This window comes from Paenibacillus sp. FSL H7-0716 (assembly GCF_038002705.1).
Classification (GTDB): Bacteria; Bacillota; Bacilli; order Paenibacillales; family Paenibacillaceae; genus Paenibacillus_AQ; species Paenibacillus_AQ odorifer.
Window position 1 is genome coordinate 1 of record NZ_JBBODA010000027.1, and the last position, 25,005, is coordinate 25,005.

13 protein-coding genes are annotated in these 25,005 nt (G+C 45.6%); 8 read left to right on the forward strand and 5 right to left on the reverse strand.

Going from position 1 to position 25,005, the window contains the following annotated elements:
• On the forward strand, positions 1 to 1,268 hold a 1,268-nt coding region (locus tag MHH60_RS25245), incomplete at its 5' end, for an S-layer homology domain-containing protein (RefSeq protein ID WP_341161173.1).
• A 163-nt stretch (positions 1,269 to 1,431) separates the two neighbouring features.
• On the opposite strand, the gene MHH60_RS25250 is transcribed toward MHH60_RS25245, so the two are convergent.
• Positions 1,432 to 3,177, reverse strand: a complete 1,746-nt coding sequence (locus MHH60_RS25250) for an alpha-glycosidase (protein WP_076135858.1) — start codon at positions 3,175 to 3,177, stop codon at positions 1,432 to 1,434.
• Positions 3,178 to 3,996: 819 nt separating this feature from the next.
• On the opposite strand from MHH60_RS25250, the gene MHH60_RS25255 reads away from it, so the two are divergent.
• From MHH60_RS25255 to MHH60_RS25280, 6 genes are all read left to right on the forward strand, one after another.
• Positions 3,997 to 5,328 carry a sugar ABC transporter substrate-binding protein gene (locus MHH60_RS25255; RefSeq protein ID WP_076135857.1) on the forward strand — a complete coding sequence of 444 codons (1,332 nt, stop codon included), beginning with the start codon at positions 3,997 to 3,999 and terminating at the stop codon, positions 5,326 to 5,328.
• A 107-nt stretch (positions 5,329 to 5,435) separates the two neighbouring features.
• A complete protein-coding gene (locus tag MHH60_RS25260; protein WP_036684375.1) occupies positions 5,436 to 6,749 on the forward strand; it encodes a sugar ABC transporter permease in 1,314 nt (437 codons plus the stop codon).
• Entirely contained in the window at positions 6,746 to 7,588 is an 843-nt protein-coding gene (locus MHH60_RS25265; protein ID WP_036684372.1) for a sugar ABC transporter permease, read from the forward strand. The genes MHH60_RS25260 and MHH60_RS25265 overlap by 4 nt, the downstream gene beginning before the upstream one ends.
• Before the next feature lie 97 nt (positions 7,589 to 7,685).
• On the forward strand, positions 7,686 to 9,740 hold the full coding sequence (locus tag MHH60_RS25270; protein ID WP_081389020.1) for a methyl-accepting chemotaxis protein: 2,055 nt from the start codon (positions 7,686 to 7,688) through the stop codon (positions 9,738 to 9,740).
• A gap of 152 nt (positions 9,741 to 9,892) precedes the next feature.
• Positions 9,893 to 10,825 carry an AraC family transcriptional regulator gene (locus MHH60_RS25275; protein WP_081389019.1) on the forward strand — a complete coding sequence of 311 codons (933 nt, stop codon included), beginning with the start codon at positions 9,893 to 9,895 and terminating at the stop codon, positions 10,823 to 10,825.
• Between the two features lie 118 nt (positions 10,826 to 10,943).
• Positions 10,944 to 12,449, forward strand: coding sequence for an alpha-glucosidase/alpha-galactosidase (locus tag MHH60_RS25280; protein WP_076135854.1), 1,506 nt, complete (start codon positions 10,944 to 10,946; stop codon positions 12,447 to 12,449).
• A gap of 1,217 nt (positions 12,450 to 13,666) precedes the next feature.
• Here the strand turns inward: MHH60_RS25280 and yhbH are convergent.
• From yhbH to MHH60_RS25300, 4 genes are all read right to left on the reverse strand, one after another.
• On the reverse strand, positions 13,667 to 14,830 hold the full coding sequence (gene yhbH, locus MHH60_RS25285; RefSeq protein ID WP_036684553.1) for a sporulation protein YhbH: 1,164 nt from the start codon (positions 14,828 to 14,830) through the stop codon (positions 13,667 to 13,669).
• A gap of 173 nt (positions 14,831 to 15,003) precedes the next feature.
• Positions 15,004 to 16,689 carry a DUF11 domain-containing protein gene (locus MHH60_RS25290; RefSeq protein WP_076135852.1) on the reverse strand — a complete coding sequence of 562 codons (1,686 nt, stop codon included), beginning with the start codon at positions 16,687 to 16,689 and terminating at the stop codon, positions 15,004 to 15,006.
• The gene (locus MHH60_RS25295) at positions 16,686 to 23,423 is read right to left on the reverse strand and encodes a DUF7507 domain-containing protein (RefSeq protein WP_143766716.1); all 6,738 of its coding nucleotides are present in this window, start codon (positions 23,421 to 23,423) and stop codon (positions 16,686 to 16,688) included. The genes MHH60_RS25290 and MHH60_RS25295 overlap by 4 nt, the downstream gene beginning before the upstream one ends.
• A gap of 118 nt (positions 23,424 to 23,541) precedes the next feature.
• Positions 23,542 to 24,186: a methyltransferase domain-containing protein gene (locus MHH60_RS25300; protein WP_076135851.1), complete on the reverse strand. Its 645-nt coding sequence runs from the start codon at positions 24,184 to 24,186 to the stop codon at positions 23,542 to 23,544.
• A gap of 200 nt (positions 24,187 to 24,386) precedes the next feature.
• Here MHH60_RS25300 and MHH60_RS25305 point away from each other — a divergent pair, with 200 nt between their 5' ends.
• Positions 24,387 to 24,875: a hypothetical protein gene (locus MHH60_RS25305; RefSeq protein ID WP_076135849.1), complete on the forward strand. Its 489-nt coding sequence runs from the start codon at positions 24,387 to 24,389 to the stop codon at positions 24,873 to 24,875.
• The last annotated feature ends 130 nt before the right edge of the window (positions 24,876 to 25,005 follow it).

Sequence of the window (25,005 nt, forward strand, 5' to 3'; positions counted from 1 at the left end):
CGACACCAACGTCGACACCGACACCGACACCAACGCCGACACCAACGTCGACGCCAACATCAGCACCAGAAGTAACACCGTCGCCTGAGGTGACACCAACGCCAGAAGCTACAGCGGCACCAACCTCTGGAGTTGTTGTTAACCCTAGCCCTACACCGCCAGCGGATACTCAGGTTGTGAATGAGGATAGCTTGAAGAATGGTAAAGAAGGCAAGGTGCAAATTGATGTTGCTACAGGTAAGACAGCGGTACGCTTACCTTTACAAGCTGCACAAATACTAGGAACTAATGATCTTGTGTTTAAAATGGGAGATCTGTTAGTTACTATCCCTAGCCAGCTTTTAAGTACAATGCCAAGTTTAGCTTCAGGTATGGATGGGGTAGGTGCCCAAATTTTGCTGGAACTGAACCCACTGGCGCAGACTGCTGCGAAAGTCATAGTAGACGGTTTAAACAAAGATAGTGCTCATGTTAGCTCTCTTTCCGATGTATTTGAATTCAGACTTAGCGTGCTGATGAAAGACGGTACTCGGATTGTAATTAAGCAGTTCGATGAGCCGATTACGATTTCATTCAAGATTAAAGGGCAATTCAACAAAGACTTAATCGGAATCTATTATTTAAGTGATAATGGCGGGTTAGAGTACGTGGGAGGACAGCTGAATGGAGAGGTGATCACGGCACAAGTCACACACTTCAGTAAGTATGCTGTGCTTGAAATCGATAAGTCGTTCAAAGATGTTCCTGCAACCTATTGGGCATTTAAGGCGATTCAATCACTTGCCGCCAAACAAATCGTGTCAGGGGTCACTACCTCTGAGTTTGATCCGAAAAGTAATATTAGCCGTGCAGAATTCACAACACTACTAGTGCGTGCACTTGACTTAAAAGCGGAAGGGCAGGTCCTGTTTACTGACATCAGGTCAGATGCATGGTATGTCTCATATGTAGCCACAGCTACTAAGCTGGGTATTGTTAGTGGACGGAGTAATAATGTTTTTGCGCCGAATGCATCAATTACCCGTGAGGAAATGGCTGTCATGGCGATCCGCGCACTTGAAGTGAAGTCTGGTAAAAAGCTTGAACCTCTAGTAGGTTCTACGGCATTTACTGACGTTTCAAGTATTAGCAAGTGGGCGGAACCCTATGTGAAGACTGCGGCAGACTTAGGACTCCTGCAAGGCCGAGAGAACAATCGATTCGCTCCAAAAGCATGGATGACCCGCGCAGAAAGCGCACAGGTTATTTGTACGCTGCTGAGCAAGTAGGCCGAACTAAGGTGTGCTGAATTCTGGCACACCCTAGTTTGAGCAGCGGTTAGCACTTTAGTATTCTCCAAAAGAAAACAGGGTATCCCGAAGCGATTATCGCTTGCGAGATACCCTGTTTTGTTATGCTGTATGGCTGGGCAGTGGGAAGAAAAGAAATCTTTTAGATGATTGCCTTTAGGATAGCGAATCCATAGGCAGGCATCTTCACGATCAGCTTGCTGCGTTCTGTGCGCAGTGTTTCGCCTGTAAACAAGTTCTCCCAATCCCGCTCGTCTACGTCAATACGGAAGGTCTGAGCGGTCTCTTCACTGTTGATTAGTACCACAATCGTCTGCAGATCCAGCCGGCGCTCATAGGCTAGTTTGCTGCCTTGTTGTCCTGCCTCCAGGAATGTAAATGTACCTGTGCGGAGAGCAGGGTGGTCGTTGCGTATTTGAATAAGCTGACGATAGAACTCGAAGAGCTCTCGATCCTGCTTTTCTGGATTCCACTCCATGCATTTGCGGCAACCAGGGTCACCTTCACCGTCCATGCCGATCTCGTCACCGTAATAAATACAGGGAGTGCCCATAAAGGTGAATTGGAACAGTGCTGCCAATCGCATCTTGTTTTTGTCTCCAGCAGCCAGCGTAAGCAGTCGTGGAGTATCGTGGCTGTCCAGCAGATTAAAAGCAACTTCACTGGCCTGCAGCGGGTAGCGTGATAACTGTTTACCAATGGAATTGGCGAATCCTTCAGCATCAAGAGTGCCATGCACAAAGAAGTCAAGGACGGCGTCAGTGAAAGGATAGTTCATAACGGCATCAAATTTATCGCCTTCTAGCCAAGGTGCAGATTCATGCCAAATTTCCCCCAATATGTAGGCCTCAGGATTAGCACGTTTAACCACCTTGCGGAATTCCCGCCAGAAATCATGATCCACTTCATTGGCAACGTCCAGACGCCAGCCATCGATCCCGACTTCTTTGATCCAGTATTCTGCGACTTTCAGTAAGTATTGTTTAACTTCAGGATGTTCTGTGTTTAGCTTTGGCATTAGCGGTTCAAAAGCAAAGGTGTCATAAGTAGGGACACCGTTTTCAATCTGAAGCGGAAACTTGCGAATATGGAACCAATCTTTAAAGGCGGAAGCTTCTCCTTTTTCTTGAACATCCACAAAAGGTGCAAAGGTTTTGCCTGAATGATTGAATACGGCATCTAGCAGGACACGAATCCCACGTTTATGGCAGCTATCGACGAGCTTTTTTAAAGTCTCAATATCTCCAAAATGCGGATCGACTTTCATATAGTCTTCTGTATCGTATTTGTGATTAGTAGTTGCATCAAAGATAGGTGTGAAATAAATAGCAGTGATCCCAAGCTCGTTAAGATGATCTAAATGATCAATAACCCCTTGCAGGTCGCCGCCAAAAAAATTGGTTGGTGTTGGTTCGGAGCCCCATGGCTGAACATTTTCCGGATCAAGGCTTGGGTCGCCATTTGCAAAGCGTTCTGGGAAGATCTGATAAAAAACAGCGTCCTTTACCCAGGCAGGCGGAGCAAATACATCAACGCGGTTAATGAAGGGGAATTCGAACAGCTTGTTTGGGTTTTCCGGCCGCACCGTTTGAAAGTCACTTTCGGTCATCCAAATTCGTTCGTTATCTTTTTGAAGTAAGAAGCCGTATTTCAAGCGGCGGTAGAGAGGTACTGAAGCACATTCCCAATAGTCAAACATAGCATCGGAGGTGAAGAGGGTCATGGGAATTAGCTCTTTTGTGGTATCCCAAGCGTATTTATCTCCAGCAAAGGCGAACACTTCTGTTAAATCCCCTTTTTTAGCGCGTAGACGCAGGTGGATCGTACTTTCATTATAGGCATAAGACCAATTTAACCGCGGACGATGATACACTGCTTCCAGTAACATGATAAATCCTCCTAAAGTTTTGTTAGCGTTACTTCCTCGAACACTTCGGCAAAACCACCTCGAAAGCATACGCTAAGTTTTGTTAGCGCTACTTCCTCGAAAGCATAAACTATTCCCGGACGGTACTCCACAGAGCGCGTGGAATGTAGAATGTCGCTATTGTTATTGGTTGCACAGTTTTTTATGCAACATGCACTAAATCAGTAGCAGAGTAGCACATAACAAAGAGGCACAACCACCGCGAAGTAGCTTGCCCGAGGTTGTACCTTTGATAAGTAACATTGCCTTTTAATTATATAGAACAGGAGGCAGACAAGGGATGTTGTGCTTCATGCTGGACAGCCTCTTAACGTTTTGGATTATAGCATGGAATAAAAGGGCTTTCAATACTCTTGTTCAAACCATTGCACTAAATTTCACTAAAGCAAACGAGGATTGTGATGGGCAATTTATGAGAAATCTCTTGAAATAGAGAAAATGTGGCATATTAGGGGCAAATAAAATAGATATTCCAATATTAAACACATGAATTATCGACTAATTAAAAGATATCATGTGAAAAATGGAGATATATGCCTATAATGTATATCAAATAATGGGAAATGACCTAATACAGTATATGCAAACGTTTTTAAAAACAATCGTTACTGTTGTATGATGTACTCATGAATGAAGCGCTTTCTTACCTGTGAAATGCAGATACAGAAGGAGCAAGCTAAAAGAAGAACTTTTTTTTTAGCCTTTCTGAAATCGTTTGCGCAGATTGCAGCACTACTATTTTCCATCTTACGTTTTTAAAAATTGGGAGGGGTTAAAGTAATGAAATTGAAAAAAATGATGGTTATCACCGCAGCTTTCTCAATGGCTCTGTCCGTTACAGCATGCGGTTCCAACAACAACAGTACGAATAACGGGGGCAACAACGCAGCAAAAGCTACTAATAATGCTACTACAGAGACTGCAGCGCCAGAGAGCACAGATGCAGCAGCAACAGATGAACTTGTACCTGAAGATGGCGCAACTCTAGTGGTATGGGAAAGTAAAGAAGAAAGACCTTTTGCAGATGAGATTGCTAAACAGTTCACAGCAAAATATAACGTACCAGTCAAGGTTGAAGAATTGGCACCACCAGATCAAGTAACTAAACTTACTCAAGATGGTCCTTCAGGATTAGCGGCAGACGTTATTCTTATCCCTCACGATAACTTAGGTAAAGCGGCAAGCGCGAGCTTGGTTCTTCCTAACGATGTCTTCGGTGAAGAAACAAAAGCTAACAATACCGAAGCTTCGATTATCGGATCTTCGTACGAAGGCGAATTGTATGGTTACCCAAGAGCAGCAGAAACTTATGCATTGTTCTACAATAAATCGCTTGTTAAAGAAGCACCTAAATCATTTGATGATGTTCTTGCATTCAGCAAAACATTCACGGATAAATCGAAAAATAGATATGGGATTATGTGGGAAGTAGGAAACTTGTACTTCAACTACATGTTTATCGCTTCCGATGGCGGATACCTCTTCGGTAAGGATGGTACGGATAAAGATGATATCGGTCTTGCTAACGATGGCGCAATTGCAGGACTTAAAGAATTTGTGAAACTGAAGGAAGCATTGCCAATTAAGAGTGGTGATATCAACAGTGATATCAAACGCAGCTTGTTCAACTCTGGTGATGTAGCTATGGATATCACAGGTCCATGGGAGCTTGGAGGATACAAAGAAGCTCTTGGTGACAACCTTGGTATTGCTCCAATCCCTACAGTGAATGGCAAAACAGCAATTACATTCTCTGGTATTAAAATTTTCGCAGTTAACTCGTTTACTCAATATCCGAATGCTGCTAAATTGTATGCGAATTTTGCTTCAAGCAAAGACGCTCAGCTGTTACTGAACAAAACGATTGGTTCGGTTCCTACAAACAACGAGGCGCTTCTTGATCCACAGATCTCTAGCGATCCATATGTCTCTGTTTTTGCAGAACAAGCTAAGAACTCCCAACCGATGCCTTCTATTCCTGAAATGGGTAACGTATGGAGCCCAGTAAATGCTGCCCTTCCAGAAATTTGGGATAAAAATGGGGATCCAAAAGCAGCAATGGACAAAGCTGTACAACAAATCAAAGATTTGAATAACAGTTCATCCCAATAAGGATCATAATTCACTGTCTTAACAGCATACAGTGAATCAAGCTGCCCGCCGCATGTTTAGCGGCTGGCAGCTTCTTATTTTCACTCGGAGAGGAGAACGGAAGCGAAATGCAACGACATCGCACGAGGGCCGCAATACTGTCGACGATTTTTATGGGATTGGGACAAATATATAACCGCCAATTCGTCAAAGGAATATTATATTTAGCCGTAGAAGCTGTAGCCGTTTTTTATTTTATTGAGAATCTTGCCAACTCTTTATGGGGCATCGTAACACTAGGAGAGAATCCGAGTCGTCTGGTTAAAGTGAAGGGGATCGCCAAGATGGTTACCGGTGATCACTCGATTTATATTATGATCCAAAGCTTGATCACCATCCTTATTCTTATTCTATTGATTATCGCGTGGTATTTGAATATCAGAGATGCTTACAAGATTGGAGAAAAACGTGATAACGGTCTTCAGGCAAACACTTTTAAACAAAGTGTTCGTTATATCCTGGATTACAAGTTTGCTCAAGCGTTTCTAGTCTTGCCGGGCATTGGTGTTCTATTCTTTACGATTATGCCAATTATCTTCATGATCCTGTTGGCCTTTACGAACTATTCCGCACCTGATCATCTTCCACCCGCCAAATTGGTGGACTGGGTTGGATTTCAGACCTTTCGTAATTTATTGGTCCTTAAGACATGGAGCCACACTTTTTATGGTGTATTAACATGGACAATTATATGGGCAGTTCTTTCAACCATTACTACATACTTCGGAGGACTGTTGGTCGCTTTGCTGGTGAGTCAGAAGGGCATTCGCTTCAAAGGAATGTGGAGAGTAATTCTGATTGTGCCTTACGCGGTGCCACAGTTAATCTCGCTTCTGCTCATGCGCAACTTATTTAACGGTCAATTCGGGCCTATCAATCAATACATGGGGTATTTTGGATTGGATGGATTACCGTGGCTGACTGACCCATTCTGGGCTAAGGTTACCGTAATTATCGTTAATATGTGGGTAGGTATTCCTGTTTCTATGCTGCTTATCATGGGTGTTCTGACTACTATCCCACGGGACATGTATGAAGCTGCTGAGGTGGATGGAGCCTCGGGTTATCAGAAGTTCCGTATCGTAACGTTGCCGATGGTATTGTTCTCTACAGCACCAACCCTGATTACGCAGTTTGCAGGTAACATCAACAACTTTAACGCGATCTTCCTATTAACTGGGGGTAGTCCGGTAAATGGTGACTATCAATATGCCGGTTCTACGGACTTGCTAGTAACCTGGTTATACAAATTAACGCTAGATCAGAATAAAAACAACATGGCTTCGGCAATAGGGATTATTATCTTTATCATTGTCGCTTCATTCTCCCTGTACAATTACCGCCGGACAAAGTCATTTAAAGAGGAGGATATGATCCAATGAGCAGAAAAGTCGCGAACATTATTCGCTTAGCAGGTAGTTATATTATCTTGATTGCTTTGTCGATAGCTGCACTCTATCCTGCCCTTTGGATTCTTTTAGCTTCTTTCCGACCTGGTAAATCATTGTACAGCAAAACGTTTATTCCCGAGCAATTCACTTTATCACATTACAGAGAATTGTTCACATCACCCAGCTATATGTTTGGGACTTGGTATGCCAATACCTTGAAAATAGCTGTGTTCTCGATGCTTATCGGGGTAGTTCTTACTTTGTTAACCAGTTATGCCGTATCCAGATTCCGGTTTAAAGCGCGTAAAACAGCGTTATCTACCGTATTGATTCTTGGTATGTTCCCTGGTTTTATGAGTATGATCGCTATTTATATGCTGCTTAAAGAGTTTAATTTGCTGGATACACATATTGCGTTAATTATCGTTTATGCGGCTGGGGCGCCGCTGGGGGGGACCTTTATCGCCAAAGGGTTCCTCGATACGATACCTCGTTCCTTGGATGAGGCCGCTCGTATTGACGGGGCGAGCAATTTCGGAATATTTATGCGAATCATCTTACCTTTGTCACGTCCTATGATCACATATATGGCGCTGACTCAGTTTGTTGGACCGTGGGTAGACTTCATTTTTGCGAGACTCATTCTGCGGACTAAGGAGAACTGGACAGTCGCAGTGGGGATGTGGGATATGGTTAACACCAATCAAAACACTAACTTTACCTTGTTCTCTGCGGGTGCGGTTTTGATCTCCATTCCAATTATGATTTTGTTTGTATTCTTGCAACGTCTGCTAGTAGATGGCTTGACAGCAGGAGCTAGTAAGGGGTAAACCCATTCGCTCGCTTCATGCTAATAAATAATCAGGGTACAGCCTTTATACAGAAATGGAGGGCTGTACCCTTATTTCGTCATGGGGAGTGAACTTAATGAAAAAATCCTGGACTCTATATTTTAAATCTGTTGGGGTTAAACTGTTTGTTATTTTATTTAGTTCTATAGTTCTCTTATCCTCCGTGCTAGGATTGACTTCCTATTTTGCCGCTAAAAATATCATTACGAATGAGGTTGCTGCAGCCTCCACACAATCTGTAGTTCAGGCAGCGGACAAGCTGGATTTTGTGCTGGCAGAGTATGAGGCGCTATCTAGACAGTTTGCACTCGACTCTGTATTAAAGGGTGATTTAGAAAAAATAAATAGTGGCGAGCTTACAACTGTGGCCAAAGCCGGTGCTGAAGATCGGATTCGCAGAAAGCTGGATTTGGTAAAAGGGTCGGATGAGCGGATGTATGGCGTCAGGCTGGTATCCAAGAGCTTGGTAGAATCAGAATCTTATAAATCTACCGGTATAAGTGGGATTCGTAGTGATGAAGGCATTTCCGCAAGATTAGAGCAAATTGCCGCAGCTAAAGGAGAGCCAGTCTGGTTTCCCGTTCGTGAGAAAGGCTTTTTTGATGCTTATACTGAGCCATCCTTAACTATGGGGAGATTGCTGCGTAATCTTTTACATCCCGAAGCGGAGTATTACATGCTAATCGAAGTGAAAGGGAAGGCTATGACTGAAATGCTGTCTAACCTTCAGATTGGGATGACCGGTGAAATTCGTATCTTGAGTGCAGATGGCAGCATTGTGTATGGTGCGGATCATGCCAAGCTGGGTCAACCCTCTTACATAAAAGTTTCAGAAGAACAAGGGAAAGAGCAAAATCATTCATTTACAGCGGAGGATGAGAACGGAAGTCCTCAGCTTGTTGTATACCAGCCCTTGGCGACTGCCAAGTGGATGCTTATGGGGTATGCTCCTGTTAGTGATTTTACCAAGTCTGCGGACAAGCTTTTATATATCACATTTTCTGTGGTGCTGGCGGCAGCCTTAATAGCACTGCTAATTGGTTATATTCTTGTTCGTTTGGTAGGGCGTCCGCTGGGTAAGCTGGCAGTCTTGATGGAAGAAGGAGAGCGTGGGAACCTACAGGTGCGAACCCATTTTAAGGGCAAGGACGAGATTGGCCGCTTAGGTCACAGCTTTAATAAAATGATGGAACAGATCTCCTTGCTTGCAAGGCAGAGCGGGAAATCGGCAGATGAGGTTCTCCTTACCTCGGAACAATTAGTGCAAGCATCAGGTACAATCTCCCTCCATGCCAGAGAGGTTGCGACCGCTACAGGTGAGATTGCAGTGGGGTCAGCCAGCCTCGCTGTTGAAGCCGAACGCAGTTATCACAATGTTGAGATTATCGGCAGCAAAATGAGTGAAGTGACGGAAATAAATACAGTCATGGACCATTCAGCAGAACGGGTCATTGAGGTTAGTAATCAAGGTACAGAGCTGATGAAGCTGCTGGTAGAGCAGAGTGAGTCTACGGTAGAGATGATCAATCGAATTCAAGATAATTCTACTAAGCTCAGAGAAAGCACCCATTTAATTCGCAGTATACTCAGCCCTATGATTGCTGTGAATAAGCAAACTAATATTTTGGCGCTAAATGCTACCATAGAAGCAGTTAGAGCAGGTGCGGCAGGTAGAGGGTTCATAGTGATTGCTGATGAAATCAGGCAGCTCGCTAACCAGTCGAATGAATCGATTCAATCGGTCTCCAAGATCACGGAAGAGATTGGTCTACATATCGAGAACACTGTTAAGGATATCAATGAAGCCGCTCCTAAGTTCCGTGAACAAATCTCTTCTGTAAGAGAGTCGTCAACGATATTCGCGAGTGTCAAAGAGGAAATGGAACATTTCATGAGACATATTAGTGAATCTTCTGCTTCTGTCCTCGAACTGATTGAGTTCCAGCGTCAACTCGGTGAATCCATGGCCAGCGTAAGCTCCATCGTCCAGCAAACCACTGCTTCAACGGAGGAGGTAGCTTCTATGTCATCTCAACAATTCACGGTTAGTGAGGAATTGGTTGCCTTATCGGAAAAGCTGGAGGGTTTGGCCGCAGATCTCAAGCACTCTTTGGTTTCTTTTCAAGTATGACAATAATACTCTAATAGAGACGAGCAATTTTCCAATATAATGGAGAGCTGCTCGTTTTTGTTGATTTGATCGCTATCGGATGTTATCTTATCTTCGAAGTGGCTAAAGGGATACACTTGTATTAAGTAATAAATGAAGAAAGTAGTGATCCATTGACGAACTTAAGTCTGAGTCCTAGCGGGAGTCTTTTTCAGCAGGTTTTAATCGAGGGAGATTATAGTCCTCATTTTTTTGCTTACTATTATAAACAGTGGAATAACTACAATATGTCTTACCATCAGCATAATTCAACGGAAATCATGTATTTGATCTCGGGGAATTGTATCGTAGATGTCCGTCCAAGCTCAGGAGGAGAAGAGAGAGTTCGGCTGAAGCGGGGAGAATTGATCATCCTAGACGCGAATGTTCCGCATAGGCTGATTGTTGAAGAGGGGGCACCTTGTCGGATGCTAAATGTGGAATTTGGATTCATGGAATATAGAGGGGTTGCACCCTCTGTCGGCAAGCTAGCCCGTGAAGAAGCGGCGCTCGCAGAAATGCTGCAGCTTCCTTTTTCCAGTTTAGTAATGCCTGATCCGGAGGAAATCTATCATGTTCTAAAAGGACTTGTGTTAGAGCTTGATCAGAGCGGCGGGAAGGGGGGAAGTATGGTTGATTTATTATTTTGTGAGCTTCTGTTGCGATTATCCAGACTTCGGCAAGAGCAGCTTCATACCAGCCAACAGCCCTCGCAGCTTTATGTGCGCCGGAGCATCGAATTCCTGCATCAGAACTATGACCAGAACATTCAGGTTAAGGACATCGCTGCCGCAGTTAATCTGCATCCCGGATATTTGCATCGAATTTTTAAGAGCCATACGGGTCGGACACTCAGCGATTACTTAAATATGCTGCGAATGGAGAAAGCGAAGATGCTGCTTGGGCAGAGCGACATCCCGATTGCTGAAATTGCAGATTACGTAGGAATTAGCAGCAGGCAATATTTTCACCTCCTTTTTAAAAAATACGCGGATTGCACGCCTGTAGAATTCCGCAATTCCATTGAGCGTCACGCCTGGAGTTATGAAGAGCATGATTTTCAATAGATAGGTTAGGATTTTTGACACCTTATTTCAAAAGAGGTCATGATATTGGTTACGCTTTCCTCAGGTCCCTTGCTACAATGGACAGGAACAACCAATTCATTACCGGAGGATGATAACCATGTCATTTAAAGTGTCTTTTATAGGGGCAGGCAGCATTGGATTTACCCGTGGATTGTTGCGGGACTTACTAACTGTACCGGAATTTAAAAATATCGAAGTCTCATTTATGGATATTAACAGCCACAATCTGGAGATGGTCACGGAGCTATGCCAGCGTGATATTAAGGAGAATGGTTTAAATATACAAATTCAGGCGACAACGGATCGCAGAGAAGCGCTGAAGGATGCCAAGTACGTATTTTGTACTATTCGGATGGGTGGGCTTGAAGCCTTTGCTACGGATGTGGACATTCCCTTAAAATACGGAGTCGATCAGTGTGTGGGAGATACTCTATGTGCGGGTGGCATCATGTACGGGCAACGCGGAATTGCGGAGATGCTGAATATTTGCCGTGATATTAGGGAGATGGCAGCACCGGATGTGCTTTTGCTTAACTATTCGAACCCGATGGCTATGCTGACGTGGGCCTGCAATAAATATGGTGGGGTTCGGACCATTGGTCTATGTCATGGTGTACAGCATGGGCATCAGCAAATTGCAGACGTGTATGGTCTTAAGAAATCCGAAGTTGATATTATCTGTGCGGGCATCAATCACCAGACCTGGTATATTTCCGCAAGTCATGAGGGGAAGGATCTGACCGGAGGTCTTTTAGAGGCTTTTGAGAAACATCCGGAATTCAGCCGTACGGAAAAAGTGCGGATCGATATGCTACGTCGCTTTGGCTACTATAGTACAGAATCCAATGGACACTTAAGTGAGTACGTGCCTTGGTACCGTAAACGCAGTGATGAAATTATGGATTGGATCGATCTGGGGAGCTGGATTAACGGCGAGACTGGCGGTTATCTGCGTGTCTGCACGGAAGGACGGAATTGGTTCGAGACCGATTTCCCCAACTGGATGAAAGACCCGGCATTGGAGTATACGAAGGAAAATCGCGGGGAAGAGCACGGCTCTTATATTATAGAAGGGTTGGAAACGGGACGAGTGTACCGGGGGCACTTTAATACAGTGAACAATGGCGTAATCTCTAATTTACCAGAGGACGCCATTATCGAAGCACCGGGATATGTGGACCGGAACGGGATCTCCATGCCGCTGGTAGGCGAATTGCCGCTTGGGCCTGCCGCCGTTTGCAACGTCAGTATTTCAGTGCAACGTCTGGCGGTTGAGGCAGCTGTACACGGCGATGATAAGCTGTTACGTCAGGCATTTATGATGGACCCACTCGTTGGTGCCGTATGTAATCCTAAAGAAATCTGGCAGATGGTCGATGAGATGCTCGTCGCAGGGGAACAGTGGCTGCCTCAATACAGCGAAGCTATTGCTAAAGCCAAGGAGCGGTTGGCTTCAGGAGAGCTTATCCCAACGAACGCTAACAACGAGGGCGCTGCTCGCCTGAAGGTGAAGACGGTGGATGAGATGATGCAGGACCGGGAAGCAGCGAACAAAAATGCTGGTGAGTCTGATAAAGGCAAGGATAGAGAGAAGGTTCATTAGGGTGTAGCGGTGAACGTTTTTTAAATATAAATAACCTCCACATTCCAGAGTTTGGGGTTGGAGGTTATTTTTATGATGGGAATCTAAGCGGGGAAAAACAAAACAGCAGTCATAGCTTACGAAAACAAGCTGACATGGTTGGGAAGTACAAGTTTATCGGGCGGATCCAAATTGTGAAATTAGGTTTATAGTAGGAGTTATTATGTAACTGAAATAAGAAAGGTAGTTTAATTTCACTGGCTTATTTTTTAATCTATACCGTAGCGCAGAGCGCTACAGTAATCCCACACAGTTGCCCTACATACTATTCTGACGCATTCCTCGATACTTACGGACTCAGATGGGCAATTTGCCCATCCGCCGATACTTGCGGACCCAGATGACGCTATTCGTCCATCCCCGATACTTGCGGACCCAGATGACACTATTTAGCAATTTATCGCCTTTGGAGCATTGTTTCGGACCCCAGTGCAGCTATTGCTCAGAATGAGGCTCGTTTTTGGTGTTTTTCGTGCTAATAGTAGCTATGGGGTCCGATAGCAAGCCAAATATGCGATAAAGCTACGTATAAGGTCATCTGTGTCCGGAAGCGCCGAGCCCCCAGTAATCCCACAGTTGCCCGAATTGGATTTCCAGCGCATCCCCTGATCTTTCGGACCCAGATGACACTATTCGTCTCTCCCCCGATACTTACGGACCCAGGTGACGCTATTCGTCCATTCCTCGATACTTGCGGACTTAGATGGGCAATTTGCCCATTCCCCGATACTTACGGACCCAGATGACGCTATTTAGCAATTTATCGCCATTGGAGCATTGTTTCGGACCCCAGTGCAGCTATTGCTCAGAATGAGGCTCGTTTTTGGTGTTTTTCATGCCTATAGCGGCTATGGGGTCCGATAGCAAGCCAAATATGCGATAAAGCTACGTATAAGGTCATCTGTGTCCGAAAGCGCTGAACCCCTAGTAATCCCAAAGTTGCCCTAAATACTATTCTGACGCATCTCCTGATCTTACGGACCCAGATGACACTATTCGTCCCTCCCCGATGCTTGCGGACCCAGATGACACTATTCGTCCCTCCCCCGATACTTGCGAACTTAGATGACGCTATTTACGAAGTTTGTTGTTTTGCTCAAGAAGGTGAGACGCCAAAAACGCGGATGTTCCATCAGCCATTTTTGGCTTTGGGGACACCCGCGTTTTGGAGTGGGGGATTAAGAATTAACCGTACCCTTTGGACTAAAGAAAGTCTTTAGCGCCTGATACACTTCTTTTTTGTCTTTAATGACGTAATGCATGAATTGTTCATGTTTCAGATGGCGATAAGCTGACATCAAGGTACTGCTTCGATTGTATTGGTTCACCTCACCGTAGCCGAACATATTGCTTCGTTTCAGCAGTTCTCCGATCAGCTTCACGCAACGTTCGTTGTCGGAGGTGAGATTATCACCATCAGAGAAGTGAAATGGATAAATGTTGTACTGCGCAGGCGGGTAGCGGCTATCGATAATTTCAATCGCTCGCTGATATGCCGAGGAACAAATCGTTCCCCCGCTTTCGCCACGGGTGAAGAAATCATGCTCACTGACTTCCTTAGCCTCCGTATGGTGGGCGAGAAAGACAATCTCTACCTTCTCATACTGACGGCGCAGAAAACGGGTCATCCAGAAGAAGAAGCTGCGGGCGCAGTATTTTTCAAATGAACCCATCGAACCTGAAGTATCCATCATCGCAATAATGACCGCATTGGAATGAGGTGTTCTTATATCATCCCATGTTTTGTAGCGCAGATCATCTGGGCTGATACTGTGTATGCCGGGATTTCCGCTGCTTGCATTGCGTCGAAGATTTTCCAGCAGCGTACGTTTTTTATCGATGTTGGACATCATCCCTTTTTTACGAATATCGTTAAAAATAATGGATTTGACCTCGATCTCTTCCTTATTCTTAGGCTTCAGATGAGGCAATTCCATATCCTGAAAGAGAATGTCCTCCAGGTCTTCCAGGTTGACCTCTGCTTCCACGGTGTCTTGACCGGGCTGATCGCCTGCTTTTTCTCCTTTACCGGGCTGTGCCGATTGTGAATCGCGCCCAAGCACATCGCCGACCTGACTTTCCCCGTCCCCCTGACCTACATGCTTCTGTTTACGAAAGTTATAAATAATCCGGTATTCATCCAGACTGCGAATCGGAACCTTCACAATCTGCTTACCGCCTGACAAAATAATATTTTCTTCGGTAACGAGGTCAGGTAAATTATCCTTGATGGCTTCTCTGACCTTTTGCTGATGGCGTTCCTGATCCTGATGACCTTTACGATGAAGGGACCAGTCTTCTTTTGAGACTACGAAGGAAAAGGGACCGGATGATTGCGACAGGATGACCACCTCCCATGGAATATGAATGTTGATTGAGGGAATTTTTTGAAAAGTATATATTTGGATCCCCCGCAAAGCACCTGAGTACGCATAGAAAGCAAAGCCTCACTTTGTGGGGATGTTTTGGGGTTGTAACTAAAGTATATTCATGGGGATGAGGGATATGTGATTTCTTATTCACTGATCTCATCTACGGTCAACACAAAACTGTTAGATTGGCTTTCGCCAGAGTAGTTACGTCCATCCATATTGAAAGAGTATTGAGCATTTACGGAGCCCCTAAGGAAACGACCCATTACCTGTTCACTCACCTGGATAAAATAATGAATGTTAACCATAGATGCAGCATTAACTATTCCCAGCGGCAAGGTGCCGGTAAATGAAGATTGTGGATTCGGAACTCCATCAATTACAATGCTGTTGGGATCAAGAAAACATTTTTCCGGGGTTAGACGATTCAGAGATATTTCCGCAGGCCAATTTCCGTTATTGGTTAGTGAGATCCAGCATTGGACTCGCTCACCTGCTTCTACAATAGTTGGTTTTGCATGGACTACCAGTGAAATGACAGGTGTGACTACTAGGGTGGTAACTGTATTGGAACGAGAGGTTTGTCGTACGGTCCGTCCGTCTGGAAGCACAAAAGTATACTGAACGCTAGCATGGTTTTGTACGGCTGCGATTTCATGAATGTTAATGGCTGCAGGTATACTCACTTGAAAAACTACTACGGCTGTAGTTCCGCCTCTTAAAGTACCTAGCTGGATGCCTTCTGCTGGTCGTGCACCTTTTTGCAACACTCCATTTAAGAGAACACTATCCCATACGAAAAGAGTACCTGAAGGTATAGCATCTGTTAGGACTGCATTTACGGCCAGATTCCCGTTGTTCGTTACTGTAAGCTCGTATCTCAAATTGTCGCCCGGTGCTGCTGTAACATGATCCACTTTTTTACTAATGGTGACTCCCGCTTGGACAAGTGAGATAACCGCATTGTTACTTTCAATTGTAATAGGATCCTCATCGACTGAATAGGTGACAACCGCGCTATTGGTTAAGCTTGAGGAAGGAGGAATCTCTGTTACTCGGACACGAAAAGTAATATCTACACTCAAGTTTGTCTCCAGCGAGCCGAGTAATATACCCTGCAGCGGATCTGAATCAGGGTTATAAATCCCGCCTGCGATGACACTCCCCGGTATAAACACCGCCCCGTCCGGAATAGAAATTATTGCGTTGATTTGAGTTAAAAGGCTGTTGCCTTCATTCGTAAGCCGCAAGGTATAAGTTACTACATCCCCTATAAAAGAAGTCGGAGTACTTGCAGACAAAGAGGTCGAGAGCTGGTAGGAGCGTAAAGAAACCTGTACGGAATTTGAAAATAGATCTCCTTTAACGATTCTTCCCTCCGGTGTGGAAAAAGAAAACCGGCCTAGCGCTTTATTTTGCAGCACTAGGGAAGACGGCAGGGAAATGATGACGACTTGAAAGGCGATGCTCACTTGATTCTGCGGTGCAATAGAACCAAGGGGGATGCCTAAAGACGGTGTTGCCCCCGGAAGAGGCACACCGTCTCTGAGCACACTGTTGGAAATAAAGGATACACCTTCTGGAAGAATGTCAAACACCGTCAATAAAGCATCTGTATTTCCATTATTACTGGCTGTAATGGTATACACCAAAGTGTCGCCTAAAGAGGCGTGGAGTTTATCTGTACTCTTCAGCAATGAAAGCACGGGGCCCACGACCGGGGTGTTAACGGTGTTGGAGTAGACAATTCCGTCAACACCCGCTGCCGAGTTGAAGAGTACCATGGATTGATTGGTTACGACAGGTTGGGTACGTGAGCCGGGAATCATAATGCTACTACCTGAACCTGGAAGGTAATGGTTGAAGAGGCACCTGCAGCAATTGTACCAATTGCGATTCCCGAAGCCGGGCTGCCACTAGGACGTGGAGCTCCATCTACGGTAATGCTTCCCGTTACGAACTGGCTGCCAGCTGGGATAGGGTCAACCATGATGACGTTATTGACTGGTGAAATCCCTAAGTTGGTGACAACAATCGTATAGGTGATGATATCGCCAACAACCGCATCAATAGAAGTAGTGCTCTTAACCACACTTACGTCCGGTGAAGATACAGGGATAATAAGGACGTTTGAGACAGAGGAGCCCGTGAGTGAACGTCCATCTGGCGGTGTGAATGTGAAATTTGCTGTAGCTTGATTGACCAATTGCTGCGGTGAAGGCAGGGACGCAATAGTAACCTGTAAGGTAATCGTCACTGTTACTGTGCTTCCTGGAGCTAACGCCCCAATGCTTAAACCAGTAGACGGATCTGATCCTGGTTGTGGTACCCCGTTCACGAGCACGCTGTTTGGAACAAAGACAGCTCCGTTAGGGATGGTATCGGTGATAACTACATTTGCTATGAGGTTACCAGTATTCGTTACATTTAAGGAATAAGTAATCGTATCTCCGACAGTTGCGGCGGTTCTGTCCGCCCCTTTGACAACTACAATGATAGGTTGATATACCGGAACAACAAGTGTATTTGAGAATGAAGATCCTGAGAATGCACCAGAGGTGAAACTGACGGAAGCTTGATTACTAAGCGTTGCAGGATTAGGCAGCACATTGACAATCGTGTTGAACGAAACTTGGAAAGATGCTCCCGGTGCAAGAGTACCGAGCGAGATCCCGTTCGCTGGGTTGGCGCTAGGGCGTGGAGTGCCATCAACGGTCACACTGCCAGTGACAAAGCTAGAGCCCGCAGGTATTGGATCACTGAGGTTAACGTTACTGATATTTGCTATTCCGCTGTTGGTAACAGTGAGGTTATAAGTGATGGTATCGCCAACAACGGCATCGGTAGCTGTCGAAGATTTAGTGACGATAACGTTCGGTGAGGATACTGAAATTGTTGTTGTATTGGAATTGATCGAATTGTTAAATGTCCGCCCGTCTGGAAGTGTGTATGCAAACGCTACGGAAGCTTGATTGAGCAGCTGTTGGCTTGCCGGCAATGTTGTGATAAGCACTGAGAACATTACAGACAGGCTTCCATTCGCGGAGATTACCCCCAGTGGGATGCCAGCAGCCGGATCTGCTCCTGGTGCAGGAGCGCCTTGAATGAGTACACTGTTTGGAATAAAGGTTGTGCCCGCAGGAATGGTATCACTCAGGGTTGCTAAAGCTCCATAGTTACCTGTGTTGGTCACATTTATAGTGTAAGTAATCGTATCCCCAACGGTAGCATTGACTGAATTAGAGCTTTTTGCTGCTGCAAGGATAGGTAGATAGACAGGCGTCGTGACGATATTTGAGAAGGCTACATTTGAGACAACACCTGAGGTGAAGCTGACTGTTGACTGATTATTTAACAATCCGGTAGGCGGCAGTGAAACTACATTTACGGTAAAAGCAACAGTTACGGTTACACCAGGAGCTATGCTGCCTAGGGTTACTCCAGTAGCTGGGCTGACTCCTGTACGAGGCACACCGTCCACTAGCACGCTGCCTGTCACAAAGGTGGTACCGGCAGGAAGTGCGTCTGTGAAGACCACATTATTTACAGTGGCAATACCGTTATTAGTTAAAGCTATGGAATAAGTGATAGTGTCACCGACTGTAGTTGATGTTGTGGTTGTAGTTTTAACTACAGCAATATTAGGTGAGGAGACCGGAATAGTGACGGTGTTAGAAAGTGCAGACCCATTAAGTGTACGCCCGTCGGGTAAGGTGAAGCTGTATGCTGCGGTTCCTTGATTGACCAGTTGCTGAGGACTAGGCAATGAAGTGATGTCAACCGTGAAAATAACTACGGTCGTTCCTCCAGGCTGTATTATTCCAGCTGCAATTCCGGTGGAAGGATCCGCTTGCGCTAAAGGGAGTCCATTGATGAGCACGCTATTCGGAACGAAGGTGGTACCTGCGGGAATATTATCAGTCAGCGTTAAATTAGCAGCATAGTTTCCAGTGTTACTCACTGTTAGTTTGTAGCTAACGGCATCGCCAACCGTAGCATTGGCTGTGCTAGCACTCTTGACTACGGCAATGTTCGGCTGGAACACAGGGACAGTAACGGTATTGGAAAAAGTGGAGCTTGAAATAACGCCAGAAGTGAAGGTAACGGATGCCTGATTGATGAGTGAAGCTGTAGGAGGGACAGAGGTGACGGTAACACTGTAAGTAACCAGCGCTGATGCACCGGCTGCTAGAGTGCCGATAGATATCCCCGAAGCAGGACTCAAGTTCGGGAATGGAACTCCGTTGACAGACACGCTGCCTGTTACAAAAGTACTTCCTACCGGTGTAGGATCATTGAGCAAGACGCTAGTAACAGATTCTATACCATTATTAGTTAAATTGACGTTGTAAGTGACCGTTTCACCAACAGCAACTGAGGTTGATGTGGTGCTCTTGGTAACGACAATGTTAGGTGCAGAGACTTGTAATGTTACAGTGTTAGACACAGCAGTCCCAGATAACGGTCTACCGTCAGGTGGAGTAAAGGTAAAGCTTGCTGAAGCCTGATTACTAATCTGCTGCGGTGTGGGTAGGGAGATGATATCAACGGTGAAGCTGACTGCAATACTGGCACCAGGAGCGACATTTCCTACAGCTATCCCTGTATCTGGGGCTGATCCGGGTTGAGGCATACCACCTACAATGACACTATTAGGAACAAAAACTGTACCTGCTGGAATGTTATCAGTTAGCGTAAGATTTGCTGCCAGATTACCTGTGTTGCTAACAAGCACTGTGTAGATGACAGAATCACCGACGACCAGAGCATCGAAATCGCCGTCTCCATCAGCGGCACTTTTTACTAAGGAGATTTGGGGCTGAATAACTGGTGTAGTTGTGATATTAGATGAAGAAGAACCGGAGAATACACCGGATGTAAAACTGACAGACGACTGATTGTTAATCTGTGATGGTATCGGCATCGTTATCCTCACCTCGAATGTTACGGTAGCTGTGGCGCCAGGGCTCAAACTACCGATTGGAATGCCGGCGGACGGAACTGCTAGCGGCAGGGTAGTGCCACTTACAATTACGGTTCCGGGAATAAAAGCTACATTCTCAGGCAGAGGATCGCTGAGAATGATATTGCTTACTGTTGCAATACTGTTGTTGGTCAATACAGAGGTAAAGGTAAGGATATCACCAGTAACAGCAGTAGCAGCGTTTACGCTTTTTACAACACTGACGTTAGGGGCGGACACTGGGACAGAGAGCGTATTGGACACTACATTTCCTCCGAGCTGACGCCCGTCTGGAAGGGTAAAGTTATATGTCGCTGAAGCAGAGTTCAGCAATACTTGTGATGGAGGTAGGGCTGTTATCGTGACCAAAAAACTTACGGTGACACTGTCACCAGGAGCGAGCGGTCCAACTGGAATGCCAGTTGCCGGATTATATCCGGGCAAAGGTGTTCCGCCAATAATTACACTATTCGTGTCAAACACAGCTTGGGGTGGCAGGATATCAGTTACTAATAGAGTAGCTGCAATATTCCCGGTGTTGCTGATCAGGATGGAATATGAGAGAGATCCCCCTACAGATGCCTGAGCTGCATTAGCGCTTTTGACCATACTAAGGATGGGTTGAAATACAGGTGTTACTATTGTGTTTGAGAGCGAAGAACCGGTGAACGCTCCAGAGGTGAAGGAGGCGCTGGCTCTGTTTGTAAACTGTGCTGGACTTGGCAAGGAAGCGACATTCACTCTAAAAGACACCGTGACAGAGCTGCCCGCGGCGATACTTCCGATGGCTATACCTGTACTTGGGTTAGCCGCTGCTACCGTCGAACCGTTGACAGTCACACTGCCTGCTACAAATGCTCCCCCCGTAGGAATAGGGTCAGAGACAACAACGTTAGTAACAGTGACGCTGCTTGGGTTGGACACTACGACTGAATAAGTCAGATTTTCTCCAACCGCTACATTAGTTAGATTTGCAGTTTTGGTTAGTGTAATGTTTGGAGCGGAGACCGGAATGGTTAGGGTATTGGATAGACTGGTCCCGGAGAATGATCTTCCACTTGGCAATTGGTAGGTGTAACTGCTGCTGCCTTGATTATTCAGAACAGGTGGAGCAGGCAGAGATTGCACAGAGACAAGGAAAGTCACAGCAACAGCTGCCCCTGAAGCTAAAGTACCTAAGTTAATTCCTGTAAGTGGAGAGTCAGCAGGCCTAGCAACACCGTTAACAGTTACACTTCCCGAGACGAAGGTGCTTCCTGAAGGAATATTGTCGCTCAGGGTTACAGCCGCCCCGATATTTCCAGAATTCTGAACATTTAACGTATAAAGAATATTGCCGCCTACAGTTGCACTGGAAACATTCGAGCTTTTTGCAATTTGGATTACAGGCTGATACACGGGAGTTGTAGTCGTGTTTGAGACTGAAATGCCAGTAAAAGCACCCGAGCTAAAAGAGGCACTAGATTTATTCAATAGCTGAGCGGGACTTGGTAATGAGATAACGTTGACTTGAAAAGTGACTGCGACGGAGCTTCCGGGAGCGATGGTACCGACTGAAATCCCTGTTCCAGGATTAGCTGAGGGTTGTGATACACCGGTGACAGTAACACTTCCAGGGACCAGCGATGTACCCGCAGGGATGGTATCTGAGAGTGAAACGTTGGTAACTGCTGCAATTCCGTTGTTGCTGATTACTGAGGTGTAGAGCAGTATATCTCCGACAGTTACGTCGGCGAATCCAGCACTTTTGACTACAGTAACATTGGGGGTTGTAACGGGAATAGACAAAGTGTTGGACGAGGCTGAACCAGCTACCGTTCGTCCATCTGGAACTTGAAACGTATAAGCGGCGCTTGCTTGGTCAACCAGCTGCGGTGGTGAGGGAAGACTATTCACGATGACCCGAAATTGAACAGTAGAACTGCCACCGGCTGCAACTGTACCGATAGCAATCCCCGTGGCAGGGTTGCCAGCGACAGGATTTCCATTGACGGTGAAGCTGCCTGCGACATAAGAGCTGCCTGAAGGAATGTTATCCGTAAGTGTTGTTACCGCGCCGATATTTCCTGTATTCGTGATTTGAAGAGTATAGGTGATCTGATCTCCAACCGTAGCATTGGTGGTATTGGCTGATTTCACAATGTTAAGGACGGGTGAATATACAGGTAAGGTTACTGTATTAGATGGAATGACCCCGGTCATGATAGGGCCTCCGGCTACACTTTGAAATGTAAAGGCAGCATTAGCGGTATTAGCGATATTTTGCGGACTTGGTGGTAGTGAAGTAACTTTGGCTTGATATGTAACTGTTATTGAACTGCTTAATGCTAATGAGCCTAGTGAGATTCCTGCCGTAATATCAAAAGTAGGTTTAGAGACGCCAGCAACGACTACGCTTCCAGTTACAAAAGTGGATCCTGCCGGCAGCGCATCTGATAAAACGACACTTGCTGCTCCCGCTGTTCCTGTATTACTGACAGTCACCGTATAAGTTACCGTATCACCGACTATGGGGCCGGCTACATTAGCGCTTTTAGTGAGGTTTATTTTTGGAGCATTGATATCAACCTGTATGGCATTACCGTTGAGTACATAAGCATCGCCTGAGGTGGTTAATTGTAATACAGCTGAAGACTGATTGTTTATCAGCCGTGCGGAGACGTCAACATTGGTAATATCCCAGCCTTGACGACCACCGATAATATTGGTTCCTGGATTTCCATTTATTTGGTTGCGGTTTCCAAAGGTACCCGTTGTGTTTAGGTTACCTGCATCATTGTTAATTTGCGACGCAAAAAAATTGTTGGCAAAGTTATTAGGTCCCGATAAAGCAACAAGTGTAGCAGAGGTTGGACCAAATAACGCTTGATCCCCCGAACGGTTGGCATCCCCCTCCTGCGCGCTGAATAACGCTCTGCCGCCAAGCGCACCTGTAATTGGTGTTGCGAAGCCTGTGATCGTAGTTGAAACTGGGGCTGAGGTTGCCTGTACCAGTATTGCACCTGCCCGTAGGGACATATTGCGAAAAGGTAAGGCTGTATTTTGGTAGATTACGCCTAATGTCCAGCCTGCATGGTTGGCTGTGGAATCACTAGGTATAACAATCGTACCCACTACACCGCCAGTGGTGTAGGTGCCGGCGCCACCTTGTTGGATAATGCTGGTCACGTTGGCGGAACGAACATATGCTGATGCACCACCTCCCAAATCGACTACGTTGCTCGTTGCTGAATCGGGAGTTACACTGAATGTAGTGCCGGCAGGGGTTATGAAGGAGACAGGGTTGTTAATGGCCGAACTAAGGTTTACATTTCCGTTAATATAGGTACCGCCCCAGATTAGCTCCGCATACAGTACGGTGCTGCCTGAGGGTAGGACTAGTATGGCTGCTGAACTGTTGCTTGTATAAAGACTAGTAGTTCCGCTAGGATAGGTACCAAATGTTGATGAAGTATTAACAGTAGTAAAGCCACCGATGCTGTCTAGTGTCCCTGGCACTCCGATCGTATCAGAGCGGCTAAGTCCAAGCGTGTTGCCGGTAAATGTGATAGCACCGGTCGCATTGATCGTTGCCCGTACGACTAGTGGAATGATTCTCACCTCCTTCGAGGTTGGTTATGGTCAAAAGTGAACCGTCCCATAGTAAGGACGGCACAGTTAATACCTGTATGTTAGCCTATGACACAAAATGGGTATTAGTGTATGTCCCATCTTAAAATTATAGAAAAAAATGTCTGTTTTGTGATTTGAGTCTTCGTTCGACAAGAACATGAGGTTCAGGATAATGACTTCTGCTCATCAGCTCCAGCTCCTGATCAGTGATATTGTGCTTGACTACGACAAAATGGTACATGATTTCATGCACTACATTTGCTTGGAGGGTCTTTAGTATTTCTAGTTCTTCAGTTTCGTAAAGAGGATCTTCATAAGGGTGTTGATAGAATAACTCCATCCGCAGCAAGCGATAATCGAAGGGTGGTACGGGTACAGGGTAGTCTGGAATAGTTGGGCATACTGGACCGGATGGGGGTTGGAAGAAGGATCCTGTAAAATGCCGGGGGGTATATTCGTCAAACTTCTGCTTGAAGGCAGGGTTGGACATATGGGCAAAACTGTGGGCATACGGTGCTAGAATGCAAACAACCGCTTTATGGATGCTAATTCTGTGAATTTCCGCCATGGCTGCGAATAAATTGTCCACATAAGGCAGTACACGGCTAGCCATAACAAATTCGGCGCTATTGTCAGGGAGAGGAATCTCTTGGCAAATATCACAGACAATATCTACAACAGGACCCGCGATCCGATCGATCCCGAGATAACCTGCTTCCTTATTAGATCCACAGCCGATATCGATTCTCAAGGGGCTCACTCCTTTGGGATAAATCAGGCTCACACTATTGTATTAATACCGCTGTAGCCTGCATCCGACGGATGCCTACTAGAGGCTGGAAGTTATCTAAAATTACTTCATATGAAACTTTCATAGAGTGGTTAACGTTATAAGAGTATACTTATGAAGATGACTTTGAAAATAATCGCCACATAGAGGAGGCACTCAACATGAAAAAACAACGTTCAATACCTGCCATAGCAGCGATTGCTGCCTTAACATTTGCCTTAACCGCTTGCGGTGGGAATAATTCGGCACAGACTTCAGGAGAACCGACTGCAACACCTTCTCCAACACCAACCGAGAGCGCAAGCACAGCTGAGCCTACAGAAGCTCCAAGCACTCCCGCACCCACTGAGAACCCAAGTACAGCCACACCAACCGAAAATCCGAGCACAGCTAAACCTAGTTCTACTCCAAAAGCAGAAGGTAAAACAATAAAAATGACGGCCGTTTATATCGGACAAATAGATAGTCATTCCGTTGAGATTGCGACAAAAGAAGGTCCAACCGCTTTTGAGATTTCAGCTGGAATGGAGAGTATACTTGATACTTTGAATTCAGATGATTCCGTAGTTATTGAATACGTGGAAAAAGCAGTAGAAGGCGATCCGTCCGTCAAGCAGCGTGTGCTGACAAAGCTGGCTCTAGCAAAATAATTGAATGTATTGATTTGCAAGTAGAGGGTGTCTCAGCAATCATATAGTGGTTGCTGGGACACCCTCGTATTTTTTAAACATAGTTCTTGCTCAAACAATAAACTTAGTTTGGTCGATCACAGTCCGCATA